Source organism: Priestia sp. 3CA3 (assembly GCF_056836725.1).
This window is the reverse complement of the sequence record NZ_JBXENJ010000001.1, coordinates 705,000-722,848: the sequence shown is the minus strand read 5'-3', so window position 1 is coordinate 722,848 and position 17,849 is coordinate 705,000. Positions and strand designations below refer to the sequence as shown.

Sequence of the window (17,849 nt, the reverse complement as noted above, 5' to 3'; positions counted from 1 at the left end):
TTTTATAGAGATAATAAAAAAGCTAAAATTGGCATGATGAACATTAAACTGTCAAAACGGTCTAAAATCCCACCATGACCCGGTAAAATTTTCCCTGAATCTTTTACGCCATAGTGACGTTTGAACGCTGATTGTACAAGATCACCCATCTGTCCAAATAACGATACGATAATACCAATTACAAGTAGCTCGATCATAGTTTGATCAATATTTGCTAACAGCTTAAATACAATGGCTACTATAATAGCGCATACGACGCCACCAACAAAACCTTCAATTGTTTTATTGGGACTGATTTCCGGCCATAGCTTTCGTTTCCCCATTGCTCGTCCAATAAAATAAGCTCCGGAATCCGTCGCCCAAATAATAAGGAAAGCAAAGAACAAATAAGCTAACCCGAACTCTTGACGAACCTCGATAAAATAATGAAAGCCAAAGCCAACATATACTGTTGTTAATAAAATAAACCCAACGTCATCGAAGGTAAATTTATTTTTAACTACAACCGTGTACATTAATAAAAGAAGGACAGCAGCAAGCGCTACTTCTATCTTATGTTCACTTAAGAATTGAAATGCAACATCTCTTCCGTTTGGTAGTAAAAACACCCAAGTTAGTAATAAACTAATGATACTTGGAAAAGACATTGCTTTCAAATGTTTCATTTTTAAAAGCTCAATTACACCAACTGTTCCGATCACATACATGATAAGGGTAAAAGGTAACCCTCCAATTAAAACAATCGGCACAAATACCGCAAGTGCTACAATCGCGGTGATAATGCGCTGTTTCATCTTGTTTTCCACACCTTCTTATACACCACCAAAGCGGCGACCGCGCTTTTGAAACGCCTCGACTGCTTCGATTAAATGATTTTCTTTAAAATCTGGCCATAATACTTTTGTAAACCAAAACTCTGTGTACGCTAGCTGCCAAAGCATAAAGTTACTTAAGCGAAGCTCGCCACTTGTGCGAATAAGCAAATCCGGATCTGGAAGGCTTTTGCTCATTAAATAGGAAGAAAATAAATTTTCTGAAATAGAAGAGGAAGCCACTTTTCCCTGTTCTACATCTTCTGCCAATGACCGAATAGCGCCCACAATTTCGTGACGGCTACCGTAATTAAGCGCGAAGTTTAAAATCATCCCCGTGTTATGCTTTGTTTTTTCAATTGCCTTATCCACGGCTCGAATCGTATGGGCAGGGAGCTCACTTTTATCTCCCATAATACGAACTTGCACATTTTTTTCAATTAGCTCAGGCAAAAAGGTTGTTAAAAATTCCTCTGGCAGTTTCATTAAAAACTCAACTTCAGTTTTGGGGCGCTTCCAATTTTCAGTGGAAAATGCATATAAAGTTAATACTTTAACACCTAATTCATTGGCCAGTCTGGTCACATGACGTACTACTTTCATTCCTTCATGATGGCCCATCATGCGAGGAAGAGCTCGTTTTTGCGCCCAACGACCGTTCCCATCCATAATAATTGCAATATGTTCAGGAACAGGGTGCTGTTTCACTTGATCTTTTCGTTCTGACAAAGACAGTGTATTTAAATCTTGACTTTTCTTCCATGCTTGAAATTTTCTTAACATGCAAAGGTCCCCCGTTGTACGCTCTCACATAAACGTGTAGCTTATGTGAGTTTTTTCTTACTACACATTATTAACAAAAAAACCCCCTGTAAACAATAGAGGGTCTTTTACAATATATTTTACCTTGAAATGACTTAAACTGCCATAATTTCTTCTTCTTTATCTTTTGCCACTTTATCCACTTTTACGATATGGTCATCTGTTAGTTTTTGAATGTCATCACTGTAGCCGCGTAGATCGTCTTCAGTAATTTCACCTTTTTTCTCTAACTTTTTGAAATCATCGTTTGCATCACGGCGTACGTTACGAACCGCAACTTTTGCTTCTTCAGCATATTTTTTAACCATTTTCACTAACTCACGACGACGCTCTTCCGTTAAAGCAGGAATCGATAAACGGATAATAGTTCCATCGCTTGTAGGTGTTAATCCTAAATCAGATTTTAAAATAGCTTTTTCAACTTCACCAATTTGTGATTTGTCATAAGGCTGAATAACAAGCATACGAGCTTCCGGTACGCTTACTTGCGCCAATTGGTTAATCGGTGTTGGTGCACCGTAGTATTCTACCGTTACGCGGTCAAGAAGTGACGCGCTTGCACGTCCAGCGCGAATTGATGCTAGTTCGCGGCTAAATGATTGAATTGCTTTTTCCATTCTTTCTTTTGCGTTTTGCAACACTTGTTTTGGCATGTTTATTTCCCCTTTACAATTGTTCCAATGTTTTCGCCTGTAACGGCACGTTTAATATTGCCTTCTTCCGTAATTGAGAAAACAATTAGCGGAATATCGTTGTCCATACATAATGAAGAAGCTGTAGAATCCATAACAGCTAGTCCATCTTTTAAAACATCAATATATGTTAATGTTTCATATTTTACAGCATCAGGTACAAGCTTAGGATCTGCATTATAAACGCCATCTACGTTGTTTTTAGCCATTAAGATAACGTCAGCTTCGATTTCAGCTGCACGCAAAGCTGCTGTTGTATCTGTAGAGAAATAAGGGTTTCCTGTACCCGCAGCGAAAATAACAACGCGTTTTTTCTCAAGATGTCGAACAGCTTTTCTTCTAATATAAGGCTCTGCTACTTGTCTCATCTCGATAGAAGTCTGAACTCGTGTTTGCACACCAATGTTCTCTAAGCTATCTTGAAGAGCCAGCGAGTTCATCACCGTTGCTAGCATTCCCATATAATCAGCAGCTGCACGATCCATACCCATTTCACTACCAATTTTACCACGCCAAATGTTTCCACCACCAACGACTACAGCAATTTCCACACCTAATTCATAAACGGCTTTTACTTGTTCAGCAACAGATTTGATGATGGATGGGTTAATACCAAAACCATCTTCACCAGCTAATGCTTCTCCACTTAACTTTAATACGATACGATTATATTTTGCTTGACTCATGCTTACCTCCATCGTTAACGGTGAGATCTCTTTTGTAAAAAAGGGAACACACAGTGTTCCCTATACGGTCAAACCCTTACTTTTTAACTTGGTTCATTACTTCTTCAGCGAAGTTGTCTTGACGTTTCTCAATACCTTCTCCTACTTCAAAACGAACGAAGCTTTCAACAGTAGCGCCTTTGCTCTCAACGAACTGACGTACTTTTTGATCAGGATTTTTAACAAATGTTTGATCTAGTAAGCAAATATCTTCGAAGAATTTGCCAAGGCGACCTTCAACCATTTTTGCAACGATTTTTTCTGGTTTGCCTTCGTTTAATGCTTGTTGAGTCAATACTTCGCGCTCACGCTCAGTTTCTTCAGCAGAAACTTGGTCACGAGAGATGTATTTAGGGTTGATTGCAGCGATGTGCATAGCAACGTCTTTTGCAACAGCTTCTTCAGTTGTACCAGATAATACTGTTAACACACCGATACGTCCGCCAGCATGTAGGTAAGCACCGAATGCATCAGCATCAGTTTTTGTTGCTACAGCGAAACGACGTAGAGATAATTTTTCTCCGATTGTAGCGATTGCAGAGTTGATGTGTTCTTCAACAGTTGCACCGTTTTCCATTTTTTGAGTAGCAGCTTCAGCAGCGTCAGCTGGTTTGTTAGCTAAGATGTGAGCAGCTAATTCTTTTGTTAATTTTTGGAAACCTTCGTTTTTCGCAACGAAATCAGTTTCAGAGTTAACTTCTAAGATAACAGCTTCGTTACCTTGAGTTTCGATGTAAGTTAGACCTTCAGCAGCAATACGGTCTGATTTTTTAGCAGCTTTTGCAATACCTTTTTCACGTAAGAAATCGATTGCTTGCTCCATATCACCGTTAGTTTCAGTTAACGCTTTTTTACAATCCATCATACCAGCGCCTGTTTTTTCACGTAGTTCTTTTACCATTTGAGCAGTAATTGCCATAATGTGTAGCCTCCTTGTTTGGGTATGTAATTAATGTATATAAATGGGTTAAATCTTTTCAAAAAAAGGTGATAAAAGGCTATTCCCTCTTATCACCTTTCACGGAATTAAGCAGTAGTTGTTTCAGTTTCAACTGCTGTTTCTTCACCTTGTTTAGCTTCTAGAATAGCATCAGCAACTTTAGAAGTTAAAAGTTTAACAGCACGAATTGCATCATCGTTTGCAGGGATTACATAATCAATTTCGTCTGGATCACAGTTAGTGTCTACGATACCAACGATTGGAATGTGTAATTTTTTAGCTTCCGCTACTGCAATACGCTCTTTACGAGGGTCAATGATGAATAATGCATCTGGAAGTTGTTTCATATCTTTAATGCCGCCTAAGAATTTTTCAAGACGCTCTAACTCTTTTTTAAGTTGAACTACTTCTTTCTTAGGTAGTACTTCGAAAGTACCGTCTTCTTGCATTTTTTCGATATCTTTTAAACGTTTGATACGTTTTTGGATAGTTGAGAAGTTAGTTAATGTACCACCTAACCAACGTTGGTTAACAAAGTACATACCAGCGCGAGCTGCTTCTTCTTTAACAGAATCTTGAGCTTGTTTTTTCGTACCTACGAATAAAACAGTACCGCCGTCTGCAGCTAATTCTTTAACGAATTTGTACGCTTCTTCTACTTTCTTAACTGTTTTTTGAAGATCGATAATGTAGATGCCGTTACGCTCAGTGAAGATATATTTCTTCATTTTTGGGTTCCAACGGCGAGTTTGGTGACCGAAATGTACACCAGCTTCTAGTAATTGTTTCATTGAAATTACTGACATGTGTTTTTCCTCCTAATGGTTTTAAGTCTCCTCCGCTTATATCATCTTCAGCCGAAACTACAAAAAGTAGCACCATCAACCGAATCAACAAGCGTGTGTAATAACACCAAAAACTAATATAGCATACTCCTTTTTCACAAGCAAGCGTTTCATTAAGTTTATTGATGAAATTTCAATAATAATTCAATTTCAGTTTTCCCTCTGTGTAAATGTTTTGCAATTTCTTCAATTGTTAAACCTTTTCCCTTTAAATAAACGGAAAATTCTTTTATCTCTTCACCTGACAAATCTTGAATTTGGTCTGTAGTTAATTCATCAAAAGATGTGCTTATATGTTTCTGATTTTCTTCTATAGAGAGAAGTTCATGCAGCGACTGGGAAGGCTCACTTTTTAGATCCACCCTTTGAACAGGCACGTCTTCTTCATCTACCAAAGGTGATTTGGCGCTGCTTTCTTCCATTTCGGAAGAAAGCGAAGTTGAACGCTCACGAAGCTGCCGTAAAAACTGCTCGTTTTGTTCCTGAAATTCAGCGAGATATGAACTCATTGCAGCTTCCATTTTATTTATATTTTGCTGGTGCAAGCGTTCAATCCTTTTCACTTTGGTCACTTGCATATATAAAAGAATAATGCAAAACAGTGATAGACCATGAATTAAAAAACTAACTGTGAGTAAAAACCCCATCACTTTACCTCTTTGTTAAATTATTTTGCTTAAACTCGTACGCATTTTAAACAGCGCTTTCGAATGAATTTGAGAAATGCGTGAAGTGGATAGCCCTAACAGCTGCGCGATCTCTGTGAAAGTCAACTCCTCTTTATAAAATAATGAAACAACAAGCTGCTCTTTTTCATTTAGCTGCTCGATAACTTCAGCGAGCTCTTGATATCGTTCGTCGTTAATTAGCTCCTCTTCAGGAGAGAGCGTTTTTTCATCTTTAATCGTGTATTTTTGCTCTCCATCTTCATACTCTTTTGGCTGTTCTTCCATTGACAAAACGTTAGCTAAGAAGCCTTCATTCATTGTATGAACAACATCTGCTTCTGTCATGCCTACTTCTTTTGCAACCTCACTTGGTGCAACTCTGCGCAAGTATCTTTGTTCAAGTGCTTCTGTTGCTTGCTCAATTCTTTTCGTTTTTTCCCTTGCGCTTCTTGATAACCAATCTTCTTTACGAAGCCCGTCTATTATCGCCCCTCGAATTCGAAAAGACGCATATGTATCAAACTTTAAGTCTCTACCGTAATCAAACTTTTCCAAAGCATCGTAAAGGCCGATTAATCCTAAACTACGAAGCTCTTCTTTATGAATATTCTTCGGCAGCCCTACACTAATCCGCTGAACGTGATAGTTAACAAGCGGCATATACTTTTTAACAAGCATGTTTCCCGCATGGGAGTCTCTCGTCTCTATCCATTCCTGCCAAATTTTATGTTCTTCAACTTCTTGTATACTTTTCAAGGGTCTTTCAACTCCTTTTTATAGCGCTATTAAACGGTCAACGGTCAGAGCGCGCTTTATATCGTTTTTATCCCTTCATTAATCGTACGAACCTTTAAAATAGCCGTTTGAGGATCAAATTCAATTGTGCGTCCGTTGTGTCCTCCCGTAGCTTTTGCTGCAATTTCTACACTGTTTCTATGCAGTTCTCTCTCCACTGCTTGAACATTTCGAAGGCCAATTCGCATCACATCATTTCTTGGTTCCAATTGAAACATCTGTGCGCCCCCTGCTATTTTTGCTTTTAATAATCTTCTATGTGCACCTTGTTTAATCAACATATTTATCAAATCAAAAATAGCTGTATCTGCATATTTAGCTCTATTAAAAGGACATTTAGCCCCACTTGAATCGGGAAGCATTACATGAGCGAGCCCAGCTACTGAGTGAACAGAGTCGTAAACGACAACTCCTACACATGACCCTAATCCCGTTGTTCGAAGCACTGCGGGTGCATGTGTAACATTCATTTCGGCAATTCCTACCTTAATCACTTGTTTATCATCTCTCACGATTCTTCAACTCCTACAAACTTCAGCGTGATATCCATTATTCGCTTGGCTCACTGGAGGTGGTCTTCTAAAGAGAGCACTTTAGGTAAATTTAGAAGAACAATTAAACGGCTATCTACTTTAACAACTCCGTTCAAGTATTCTACAGCTGTTCCTTCAACTGTTTCAGGCACTGAAGCAATCGTTTTTTCATCAATGTCTACTACATCATTTGCGGCATCCACAATCAAACCTGCTTCTACATCATTAAGACGAACCATAATAATACGTGTCAGCTCATGGTTAAGCTGTTCTTGTAAGTTAAAACGAGTGCGCAAATCAATAATCGGTGTAATAACACCGCGAAGATTAATAACACCTTTTACATATTCTTTTACTCCAGGAACGCGTGTTATGTGCTGAATCTTTTCAATCGATTGCACTTCTTCTACTGAAATTCCGTACTCCTCGTCCCCCAATTGAAACACAATAATTTTCATGCCTTTCTCCCTTTCTTTTTACAGCATTTGTTATTTGATCAAAGCGTTGCAATCAATGATAAGTGCTACTTGTCCATCGCCTAAAATCGTGGCTCCTGAAATAGCAAATACACCCGGCAGATAATGACCTAAAGATTTTAAAACGATTTCCTGCTGACCGATAAAAGAATCAACAATTAGCCCGGCGGTCTTTTCTCCTTTTTTCACAATAACGACGGAATAATGATCTCTTTGTACCGAGTTAGGCACAGTAAATAGTTCTTTTAAATCAATAAGAGGAATAATGGCTCCTCGAAAGTCAATAACCTTTTGACCATGTACATGCATGACCTCTTTCGGCTGAACAATAGCTGTTTCAATAATCGAAGAAAGCGGTAAGGCATAGCGCTCTTCACTCATTTGCACGAGTAAAGCAGAAATGATAGACAGAGTGAGCGGCAGTTGAATAGAAAAACGCGAACCGTATCCTTCGTTAGAATCGATCGTTACAGAACCCCCTAGCGATTCAATCGTGTTTTTCACGACATCTAGACCTACTCCTCGTCCGGAAACATCTGAAATTTGTTCAGCCGTCGAAAAGCCCGAAGCGAAAATGAGCTCGTACACTTGTTTATCCGTCAGCGTTTCAGCAGTTTTCCCATCGATAATTCCTCGATCTAACGCTTTTTGCAGTACCTTTTCACGATTGATGCCCGCCCCGTCATCTTCTAAATCAATAAAGACATGATTTCCGCTATGATAAGCTTTAAGGCGAATCGTTCCCTTTTCATTCTTTCCGTTCTTTAAGCGTGCTTGAGGCATTTCAATTCCGTGGTCAACGGCATTTCTTAATAAGTGAACAAGCGGATCTCCAATTTCATCAATGACGGTCCGGTCCAACTCTGTATCAGCTCCGACAATTTGAAGTTCAATTTGTTTCCCTAAATCTTTTGAAAGCTGTCTCACCATACGGGGAAACCGATTAAAAACGGTTTCTACAGGCACCATACGCATATTTAAAATAATCGTTTGCAAATCTCCAGAAATACGGGACATCCGCTCTACCGTTTCGTCTAATTCGCTATTATTCAATTCTTTTGATATTTGTTCTAACCTGCCTCTATCAATAACTAGTTCTTCAAACAAGTTCATGAGACTGTCCAAACGGTCAATATTGACTCGAATCGTCTTGTTATTTGATAGCTGTCTTTTCTCTTCAACAGGCGATTTAGAAGGTGCTGACACAGTAACTTCCTGTATAGCTGCTGCTTCTTCTTGTGAAACAAGCTCCTGCATTTCTGTCTCCTTTTTTATGGGGACCGCAGCAATTTTCACGCTTTCTACTTCAGAGACCTCCATAATGCTCGCCTTCAGCTTTTCTTGCGATTCGCTTGTTACTAATATAACGATAAAAGATGATTCAAATTTTTCTTGTTCGATATCTTGAACAGTTGGCGCTGACTTAATGACGTCTCCCGCTTGCTCTAACACATCAAATACCATATATGCACGCGCAGCTTTTAACAGACAGGTGCGTTCGAGCTGTACGGTTATTTCAAACGCATTAAATCCTTGCCCTGCTGTTTGACTGAGCAGCGTTTGTAAGAACTCATCATACTCAATAGAAGAAGCCGCATGCTCTGCTGCGGGTTCCTCTGCTACAATACGCTGCAGCTTTTGAACAAGCAATTTGACATCAAGCTGACCATCGCCGCCTTCAGAAATAGATTGAACCATTATTTCTAGCGCATCGACTGATTCAAACAAAGCATCAAGAACTTCCGTGTGAGCGTCGATTTGATGATTTCGAACGGCATCTAGCACGTTTTCCATTTTGTGAGTTAATTGTGCTAAATCATCAAATCCCATTGTTGCAGACATACCTTTTAACGTATGAGCAGACCGAAAAATTTCATTTACATAACCAAGATCATCGGTATTTTTTTCAAAACGCATTAGCTGGTCGTTAACGTTTTGAAGATGTTCCTTGCTTTCTTCAATAAACACTTCTAGATATTGATTCATATCCATCGTAACTTTCCCTCCTATTTCTGTGCGTAGCGAGAAATAAAGCTTCCAACGTTTCGCAGCGGTTCAATATAATCAACAAGCTTTGTAGAAACAGCTGATTTGGGCATCCCATAAATGACAGCTGTTTCTTTAGATTCAGCCAATATAAGCGCGTCTTTATTTTTCTTTAAATCAATAATGCCTTCCGTTCCATCCGCCCCCATTCCCGTCAACACAATAGCAAGTTTTTGATAACCTGAAATTTTACTAATCGACTGAAACAAACGATCCACTGAGGGGCGATGTCCCTTTACAGGTGAAGAAGTGTCTAAACAAATGCTGAGCTGTCCTTCTTTCTCTACAACCGTCATATGAAAACCTCCAGGCGCAATGTACGCACATCCTGAGCGCGCGATTTCATTGTCTTGTGCTTCTTTCACTTCAATATCAGCTAGCTGATCTAGTCTAACCGCTAATGATTTTGTGAAATTTGGAGGCATATGTTGCACAATAAAAATAGGTGCGTGTATGTCTTTTGAAACAGTTGATAATACTTCTTGCAGCGCACGCGGTCCTCCAGTAGAAGTGCCAATACAAATCATTTTGTTCACTTTCGTCCCCATCGGGAGGTTATATACACTTCTGTTTTGCACGTGCTGATGACTGCTTGAAGATATGTTGGCTTTACTAGCAAGCAATAGTTTAGAGATAAGCTCATCTTTCACTTTATGTAAGTCCAGCGAAATAGCTCCCGAAGGTTTAGCAACAAAATCAACTGCGCCGTACTGCATAGCGGTCAGCGTATTTTCAGCACCTTCTATTGTTGTACTCGATAACATGACAACAGGAAGGGGCTTCACACGCATAAGCTGCTTTAACATATCTAAGCCATTCATTTTAGGCATTTCGATATCAAGTGTCACAACGTCTGGCGACAGCTCGAGCGCTTTTTTCAACCCTTCTTCACCGTTACGTGCGGTACCCACAACGTGAAAACGACTGTCACATGCTAAAAAATCGCCGATTAGCTTTCGCATAAATGCAGAATCATCCACAATAAGCACCTTTATTTCATTCACTCTCATTTCCTACCTTTCAAGAAAAAATCGTTTGAGGCGCCGAATAAACATTCCCTCGTTTTTAGCCGTTATCCTATTATCTTGAGGAATAAGAATATTCACCATTTCTATTAGTGATACACTTGCTTTAGATGTTGGGTTTTGAAGCAAAAAAGGCATTTGGCGATTGACCGCTTTCTGGACAGCTTGATCGTTTGGCACAATACCTAATAGAAAAATAGATATGTTCAAAAACTGCTGAACAGCTCGGTTAAATCGTTCATACGTCTCATTTCCTTCTTTGTCAGAAAGCGTTTTGTTAATAATAAGACGAACCGGTGCTGATACAGAATAGGAAGCTGCTAGCTTAATAGCAGCGTAAGCATCTGTGATAGATGTAGGTTCGGGTGTTGTGACCACGATCATTTCATCTACAGCTTTTAAAAACTTAAGCACACTCTCTGACATGCCCGCTCCCATATCAAAAATCATGTAATCGTATTGATTTGTTAAAGAACTCAATTCTTGTATTAAATGAGCAAGGTCCGATGGAGACCATTCAAATACAGAGGAAATTCCCGTTCCACCAGCCACATAAGCTAAATCTTCAGGACCTTTTTTAATAATTTGCTGGATGGAAAGCTTTTTTTCTAGCAAATCAACCATCGTATAGGAAGCAGTTTGTCCAATCAAAATATCAATATTTCCCATCCCTATATCCATGTCAAAAAGAAGAACTCTTTGCTTTTGCTTCGTTAGCGCAAGAGATAAGTTTAATGATAGATTCGACTTTCCAACTCCTCCTTTTCCGCTTAACACGGCTATCGTTTTACAATTTCTTAAAGAGTTTTGATGTTTCTTTAACACTTTTTCTCTTAAAACTGCTGCTTGATCATTCATCTTTCCAATCTCCAAACACATCGTCGATAAACTCTTCTATTTTAAATGACGAAACATCTTCTGGTACATCCTGCCCGTTTGTTGTAAAAGCAGCTCGTTGGCCGTAACGATACAACATATTTAAAAGCGAGCCTTTGTGAGTTGTTTCATCTCGCTTCGTAAAAATCAGTTGATCAACAGGGAGACTAGCAAAACGTTCATATATAGCTTTCATATCTGATGCTTTTGACGTTAGTGCTAGAACAAGAAACGTTTGCAAATCTTCTTGAAACGTAATAATTTTCTTTAAATCATTTACATATTGCGGTTCTAAAAAGTTACGGCCTGCTGTGTCAATAAAAATCACATCGTATGCTTTTGTTTCCAGCAAAGCTTTTTTAAAATCTTCTCCGTTATAGCAAATCGTTAAAGGCGCATTTAAGATCGAAGCGTACGTCTTGAGCTGCTCAATCGCTGAAATTCTATAGGTGTCCGTTGTGATAAATGCTATTTTTTGATTTTGTTCTAGGACACACTTTGCAGCCAATTTAGCAAGAGTGGTTGTTTTACCGACACCTGTTGGCCCTACTACACTTACATATTTTTTGAAAGGACCGCTCCATTCACTTGCTTTAAACTGATTGGTAAACCAGTTTTTCGTCCACTTCATGAGTTGGTTTGAGTTAGGGCGGCGATGTAAGTAGTAGTACTCTAGCATAGGAGCCTCCAAGTTTTCTAAAATAGCTTCGTCTATTTCTTGCAAACGCAAATAAGCAAGCACTTCTTCCACTACTTTTGGATATGAACCTGAAGAAACCTTTGGCATTTGACTCATTTGTGAGACAAGAGTATTTAACTCACTGAGCTGCTGCTTCATAAAAGATTGATTATCTTCCATACTGGGTTCTGGCGGCGCTGAGTTCTTCTTTACGCTCAGCTTTTCTACGGGATCGACAGCTGCCAATACTTCTATTTTCGCCTTAGTAAATAAGCCAAGAAAACCTCCTGTTCGAATTTGTTTCGAATGTAAAATAACCGCTTCCTCACCTAAATCTGAACGAATGGCTTTCATAGCTTGCGGCATAGATTCTACTACATATTTTTTTACTTTCATCAGATATCCACCACTCCAACACTTTGAACTTCAACATTTGCTTCTAACTCGTTATATGATAAAACCGCCATATGAGGAAAATACCGCTCAGTGATTTGACGCACGTACATCCTCACTGCAGGAGAACATAACACAATTGGAGACTGTTCTTGAAAAGAAAGTGTTTCTATTTGCTTAGCTATACTTTCCACAATAGCTTGTGAAACGTTAGGGTCTAGTGATAAATAGTTCCCATGCTCCGTTTGTTGAACAGCTTCCGCCATCGTTTTTTCAACTTTTCCTGAAAGGGTAAGAACTCGAAGCAGACCTTCTTGGACCGTATATTGACTGGTAATTTGCCTTGCAAGTCCTTGCCTGACATATTCAGTTAACAAATCGGTGTCTGACGTCATTTTTCCGTAGTCGGCCAGCACCTCAAAAATAATGGGTAAATTTCGAATTGAGACGCTCTCTTTTAAAAGTTTTGCCAGTACCCTTTGAATGTCTCCAACGGAAAGCGGATTAGGCGTTACTTCCTCAATTAAAATAGGATACGTTTCTTTTGTGTGATCAATTAGTTGCTTTGTCTCCTGCCTTCCAATCAGCTCATGCGCATACGATTTTATAACTTCTGTTATGTGCGTAGACACAACCGACGGTGGGTCCACAACGGTATATCCAAACATCTCAGCCTGCTCCTTCACCGACTCGCTAATCCATTTCGCAGGCATTTTAAAAGCTGGTTCTAACGTATCAATTCCTTCAATCAACTCATCATCCATTCCGGGACTGATTGCTAAGTAGTGATCGAGCAGCAGCTCCCCTTTCGCCACTTCATTGCCCTTTATTTTAAGACAGTATTCGTTGGGCTGAAGCTGAATGTTATCTCTGATACGAACAACTGGAATGACTAATCCTAGCTCAAGTGCCAGCTGGCGCCTAATCATAACAATTCGATCGAGTAAATCGCCTCCTTGATTCGTATCAGCAAGCGGAATTAATGCATACCCAAATTCAAATTCAATCGGATCAACGCTTAATAGATTGACAACACTCTCTGGACTTTTCATTTCATTGTCTTCTAGCTCTTCTTCAGTAGGGGCCATTTCTTCACGAACCGCCTGATGGTTAGCCTGAGACAAATAATAGCCTCCCGCCCCTAATAAAATAGCAATAGGCATTGTAATGACATCATTAATTGGCGTGATTAAACCAAGAGCGGCAATTGTTCCTCCAGTTACATAAAGCATAACGGGAAAAGCAAACAGCTGCCGTGTAATATCTTCGCTCAAATTGCCTGTTGAAGCAGCTCTCGTGACGATAATTCCCGTCGCTGTTGAAATCATGAGGGCTGGAATTTGACTCACTAATCCATCGCCTACTGTTAACAAAGTAAACGTTTGGGATGCTTCAGTGATGGACATTCCCATTTGCAGCATGCCGATAATAATTCCAAACAAGATGTTAATAAGGGTAATGACAATCCCTGCAATGGCATCACCTTTGACAAATTTACTAGCTCCATCCATTGCTCCGTAAAAATCTGCTTCGCGCTGAATTTTTTCACGGCGGTCAATTGCTTGTTTTTCTGAAATCATACCTGCATTTAAATCTGCATCAATGCTCATTTGTTTCCCTGGCATCGCATCCAAGGTAAAACGTGCGGCTACTTCAGAAACACGCTCCGCTCCTTTTGTAATAACGAGAAACTGAATGATAATTAAAATAATAAAGACAACAAACCCCACTAACGGATTTCCACCAATCACGAAGTGGCCAAATGTTTCCACTACTCCGCCTGCTTCTCCTGTTCCTAAAATTGAACGGGTTGTCGATACGTTCAAACCTAATCGAAACAGCGTAAGAACCAGCAGCAAAGACGGAAACACCGATAGCTCTAAAGGTTCTTTCATATTCATGGAAACGAGCAGTACAAGCAGCGCAAGAGAAATGTTAATCATGATTAAAATACTTAATAACCATGAAGGCAACGGAATAACAAGCATAACGATAATGAGTACAACACCTATAACAACTGGCAGTTCTCTTGCAGACATTAATTTTTCTCTCCTTACAATAGCGTAACGTTACATTTTATTTTGAATGCGGTATACGTAAGCTAATATTTCAGCCACCGCTTTAAAAAACTCTTCTGGAACCGCATCCCCTACTTTGGTTTGATCAAAAAGCGCTCTTGCCAGCGGGCGGTTCTCTACCATGATAATTTCATGACTTTTGGCAATTCCTTTGATCTTTTGAGCAATAAAATCTACGCCGCTGGCTACAACATAGGGAGCATCCATTTTTTCTTCATCATATTTTAAAGCAATGGCATAATGAGTAGGGTTTGTAATGACGACATCTGCTTTTGGAACTTCTTGCATCATGCGAGACATTGCCATTTCACGCTGCTTTTGCTTTATTTTTGATTTGATTAGAGGATCTCCTTCAATGTTTTTATGCTCATCTTTGATATCTTGCTTTGACATTCGAATATTTTTCTCGAAATCAAACTTTTGGTACAAATAATCAAGCAGCGATAAAAATAAAAGCATAAGCGAAGCTGCAAGTCCCATTTGAAAAACAAGCTTAGACAGAACAACCAGCGAGTCCCCTATACTTTTTTGAGATAAATTTAATACATCTTCTATGTGAATCCATAAGATAAAAAACGTGACGGCTCCGATACACATAATTTTCAGCGTTGACTTGATTAGTTCTACCAGCGCTCTCATGGCAAAAATTCGTTTGGCTCCGCTAATAGGGTTAATCTTTTCTAACTTAGGCTGAAGGGACTCCGTGGAAAAAAGAATGCCAACCTGCATATAATTCGCTCCGAGCGCAGCAACAAAAGCTGCGAGCATGACAGGACCCGCTGCAAGAGCAATTGAAGGAAGAAGATGCTTAAACATCGCAAATACGCGCTCTGCCGTCACTTCCTCAAGCATATACGTTTGAAAAGCTTCTCTTAACAGCTTCATCATTTGCTGTAAAAATTGTTTGGCTCCAAACAAAAAATAAAGAAAAACCATTAAAAGAATGAGCGCAGTGGTAACGTCTTGACTTTTAGCTACCTGTCCTTTTTTTCGAGAGTCCTGCTTTTTTTTAGGTGTAGCTTTTTCCGTTTTTTCTCCTGCAAAAAATTGCAAATCAACTTTTACTAAAAACAAAGCTACACCCCTCCTAATATGCGGATCATCGCGCGCATCGCTTCTATCATTTGTTCAAATATGATTTGCATCATATAAAACATGCTCCCCATCACTACAATTAGTAAAATAAAAGCAACGATGATTTTCACCGGAAATCCAACTACGAAAATATTTAACTGCGGAACCGTTCTCGCGACGATGCCAAGCGCGATATCGACTAAAAATAATGAACCAACCAAAGGCAAAGACATTTGAACGGCTACTAAAAACATCGATGAAAAAACAGTTATGATGTGTGTAGCAAATGCTTGGCTTCCCACAGGGAAAGCTACTTTGTCTAACGGAATAATTAAATAACTATTATAAATGCCATCTATTAATAAATGATGCCCATTGGTCGATAATAAAAATAGAAGAGCAAATACATATAAATATTGACCTAGTATCGGACTTTGCGCCCCTGTCTGCGGGTCTATTACACTGGCAATGGCAAACCCAATTTGAAAATCGATGAGACCTCCGGCGATTTGAATAGCCATAATAAATACATACGCAGTCAAACCAATAAACAACCCAACAGCACATTCTTTTACTACTAAAAGTACAAACTGTGCATCTAACGAAACGACGGGTAAATCAATCGTTGTCGCAATAATGACGGATAGCGAGGCAGACAAACCTACCTTATGAACTGCGGGAATCGTTTTGTATGAAAATAGCGGAACAGTGATGAAAAAAGACGTTACCCGCACTAGTACTAGTAAAAACGCGGGATAGGATAAGATCAACTGACTCATAGCTATCCTACGTACCGATACAGATTTGCAAAAATTTCATATGTAAATGAAATCATTTTCGATAACATCCACGGACCAAAAAATACAATCCCTACTAAGACCGCTACAATCTTAGGAACAAAAGCAAGAGTTTGCTCTTGAATTTGGGTAGTTGCTTGAAAAATACTAATAATGAGCCCAACTACAAGGGCCAGCAGTAATAGAGGACCAGATACAATTAAAATCGTATACACGCCTTTTTCTGCTAACGAAATGACAAATTCTCCATTCATTGTCTATCACCTATTGAAAACTTATTAATAATGATTTAACAACTAAATTCCAGCCGTCAACCAGTACAAATAGTAAAATTTTAAATGGGAGCGAAATCATAACGGGAGGAAGCATCATCATTCCCATAGACATCAGCACGCTTGCTATAATCATATCGATAATGAGAAAAGGAATAAAAATCATAAATCCAATTTGAAATGCCGTCTTTAGCTCACTGATCGCATAAGCTGGAACGAGCGCAGTTAAGGGAATATCTTGAACAGAGGATGGTTTATCTATATCCGCATATTCTAAAAAAAGAGCTAAATCTTTTTGTCTTGTATGAGCACTCATAAATTCTTTCATTGGTTCAGCTGCTTTTTTATAGGCTTGATTCAACGTGATTTTTTCTTTTAAAAGCGGCTGAAGCGCCTGTTCATTTACCTGAGAAAAAGTTGGTGCCATAATAAAAAATGTTAAAAACAGCGATAAACCAACTAATACTTGATTAGGAGGCATTTGCTGTGTCCCAAGCGACGTACGTACAAATGAAAGCACAATGACAATTCGTGTAAAGCAGGTCATCATGATTAAAATTCCAGGAGCTACTGAAAACACCGTCAGCAGCAACAAAAGCTGGACAGAAGTTGAAATATTTGTAGGACTGCTCGAGTTAAAGAGATTCATCACTTCATTCATCGTTCTTTTTGTTCCTTTCTAACTCTTTCAGTGCGTTTTGTCTTTTTATTTTCATTTCATTCATTTCTCGCTGAAAAAGCTGCTGAAAAGAATGACTAGATTTCTCTTCTTTTTTAGAAGTGAATTTTTCTAAAAAAGACGGTAATACGACTTTATATTCGCCCTCGTTTTTCTGTTGTTCCTCATACTGCGTAAGCAGCTGCTGTTTCTCTTGCCCTGTAATTTCTGAAAGAAGCTGCACGTTTTCACCGACTCCAATAACAAAAAGCTGATTTCCAACTTTGACTACTTGTACAGACTTGCTGCTTCCAACATTTGTACCACCCAAGTTTTGTACGACTTTATTTTTTTGTAGAAGCCTTCCTTTTTTATTTACAAATTTTAAGAGCGCAAAAAGCAGCCCAATTACAAGTAAAAACGCGAATATCATCTTCACGATATCTCCAGCTGAAAGCGCAGGCGTCGCCTGGAGTTCAGTTTTTTCTTTTGAATCAGTACTCTCACTCTCTGAACACTTCTCCGTTTTCTCCAAACATTCTTTTACCGATGCAGATCCACTTTCTGCATAGACGATTTGATTTGCTCCTGCTAATACGCTTATTAACAGCGCAACAATTACGAACTTTCGCAGCAATGTCTG

At 39.1% G+C, this 17,849-nt stretch carries 20 protein-coding genes; all 20 read right to left on the bottom strand.

Annotated features, from left to right (window positions below; translation table 11 throughout):
- Positions 1-2: 2 nt before the first annotated feature.
- Positions 3-794 (bottom strand): phosphatidate cytidylyltransferase, encoded by a 792-nt coding sequence (locus tag AC1VNJ_RS03740; protein WP_033579794.1) that lies wholly within the window; start codon positions 792-794, stop codon positions 3-5.
- Between the two features lie 18 nt (positions 795-812).
- Positions 813-1,595: an isoprenyl transferase gene (locus tag AC1VNJ_RS03735; protein ID WP_028411408.1), complete on the bottom strand. Its 783-nt coding sequence runs from the start codon at positions 1,593-1,595 to the stop codon at positions 813-815.
- Positions 1,596-1,729: 134 nt separating this feature from the next.
- The gene (gene frr / locus AC1VNJ_RS03730) at positions 1,730-2,287 is read right to left on the bottom strand and encodes a ribosome recycling factor (protein ID WP_013058847.1); all 558 of its coding nucleotides are present in this window, start codon (positions 2,285-2,287) and stop codon (positions 1,730-1,732) included.
- Positions 2,288-2,289: 2 nt separating this feature from the next.
- On the bottom strand, positions 2,290-3,012 hold the full coding sequence (pyrH, locus tag AC1VNJ_RS03725; RefSeq protein ID WP_028411409.1) for a UMP kinase: 723 nt from the start codon (positions 3,010-3,012) through the stop codon (positions 2,290-2,292).
- 76 nt (positions 3,013-3,088) lie between these two features.
- Entirely contained in the window at positions 3,089-3,970 is an 882-nt protein-coding gene (tsf, locus tag AC1VNJ_RS03720; RefSeq protein ID WP_013058849.1) for a translation elongation factor Ts, read from the bottom strand.
- A 107-nt stretch (positions 3,971-4,077) separates the two neighbouring features.
- Positions 4,078-4,797: a 30S ribosomal protein S2 gene (gene rpsB / locus AC1VNJ_RS03715; RefSeq protein WP_013058850.1), complete on the bottom strand. Its 720-nt coding sequence runs from the start codon at positions 4,795-4,797 to the stop codon at positions 4,078-4,080.
- Positions 4,798-4,955: 158 nt separating this feature from the next.
- Positions 4,956-5,483 (bottom strand): hypothetical protein, encoded by a 528-nt coding sequence (locus AC1VNJ_RS03710; protein ID WP_033579793.1) that lies wholly within the window; start codon positions 5,481-5,483, stop codon positions 4,956-4,958.
- A gap of 15 nt (positions 5,484-5,498) precedes the next feature.
- Positions 5,499-6,260 (bottom strand): FliA/WhiG family RNA polymerase sigma factor, encoded by a 762-nt coding sequence (locus AC1VNJ_RS03705; RefSeq protein WP_025750299.1) that lies wholly within the window; start codon positions 6,258-6,260, stop codon positions 5,499-5,501.
- Between the two features lie 56 nt (positions 6,261-6,316).
- The gene (locus AC1VNJ_RS03700) at positions 6,317-6,811 is read right to left on the bottom strand and encodes a chemotaxis protein CheD (protein ID WP_165635194.1); all 495 of its coding nucleotides are present in this window, start codon (positions 6,809-6,811) and stop codon (positions 6,317-6,319) included.
- A gap of 50 nt (positions 6,812-6,861) precedes the next feature.
- Entirely contained in the window at positions 6,862-7,290 is a 429-nt protein-coding gene (locus AC1VNJ_RS03695) for a chemotaxis protein CheW (protein ID WP_014458457.1), read from the bottom strand.
- 30 nt (positions 7,291-7,320) lie between these two features.
- On the bottom strand, positions 7,321-9,300 hold the full coding sequence (locus tag AC1VNJ_RS03690; protein ID WP_098626921.1) for a chemotaxis protein CheA: 1,980 nt from the start codon (positions 9,298-9,300) through the stop codon (positions 7,321-7,323).
- Positions 9,301-9,314: 14 nt separating this feature from the next.
- Positions 9,315-10,358: a protein-glutamate methylesterase/protein-glutamine glutaminase gene (locus AC1VNJ_RS03685; protein ID WP_098626922.1), complete on the bottom strand. Its 1,044-nt coding sequence runs from the start codon at positions 10,356-10,358 to the stop codon at positions 9,315-9,317.
- A gap of 9 nt (positions 10,359-10,367) precedes the next feature.
- The gene (locus tag AC1VNJ_RS03680) at positions 10,368-11,237 is read right to left on the bottom strand and encodes a MinD/ParA family protein (protein ID WP_482640316.1); all 870 of its coding nucleotides are present in this window, start codon (positions 11,235-11,237) and stop codon (positions 10,368-10,370) included.
- Complete coding sequence (locus AC1VNJ_RS03675) at positions 11,230-12,330, bottom strand: flagellar biosynthesis protein FlhF (RefSeq protein WP_482640315.1); 1,101 nt, start codon at positions 12,328-12,330, stop codon at positions 11,230-11,232. The genes AC1VNJ_RS03680 and AC1VNJ_RS03675 overlap by 8 nt, the downstream gene beginning before the upstream one ends.
- Positions 12,330-14,366, bottom strand: a complete 2,037-nt coding sequence (flhA, locus tag AC1VNJ_RS03670; protein WP_482640314.1) for a flagellar biosynthesis protein FlhA — start codon at positions 14,364-14,366, stop codon at positions 12,330-12,332. Before flhA ends, AC1VNJ_RS03675 begins: the two co-directional genes overlap by 1 nt.
- A gap of 30 nt (positions 14,367-14,396) precedes the next feature.
- Entirely contained in the window at positions 14,397-15,479 is a 1,083-nt protein-coding gene (flhB, locus tag AC1VNJ_RS03665) for a flagellar biosynthesis protein FlhB (RefSeq protein WP_033579789.1), read from the bottom strand.
- 2 nt (positions 15,480-15,481) lie between these two features.
- Complete coding sequence (gene fliR, locus AC1VNJ_RS03660) at positions 15,482-16,258, bottom strand: flagellar biosynthetic protein FliR (RefSeq protein ID WP_033579788.1); 777 nt, start codon at positions 16,256-16,258, stop codon at positions 15,482-15,484.
- 2 nt (positions 16,259-16,260) lie between these two features.
- Entirely contained in the window at positions 16,261-16,530 is a 270-nt protein-coding gene (gene fliQ / locus AC1VNJ_RS03655; RefSeq protein ID WP_033579787.1) for a flagellar biosynthesis protein FliQ, read from the bottom strand.
- A gap of 10 nt (positions 16,531-16,540) precedes the next feature.
- Positions 16,541-17,209, bottom strand: a complete 669-nt coding sequence (gene fliP / locus AC1VNJ_RS03650; RefSeq protein WP_028411420.1) for a flagellar type III secretion system pore protein FliP — start codon at positions 17,207-17,209, stop codon at positions 16,541-16,543.
- Positions 17,202-17,843, bottom strand: a complete 642-nt coding sequence (locus AC1VNJ_RS03645; protein ID WP_328173622.1) for a flagellar biosynthetic protein FliO — start codon at positions 17,841-17,843, stop codon at positions 17,202-17,204. Before AC1VNJ_RS03645 ends, fliP begins: the two co-directional genes overlap by 8 nt.
- Between the last annotated feature and the right edge of the window lie 6 nt (positions 17,844-17,849).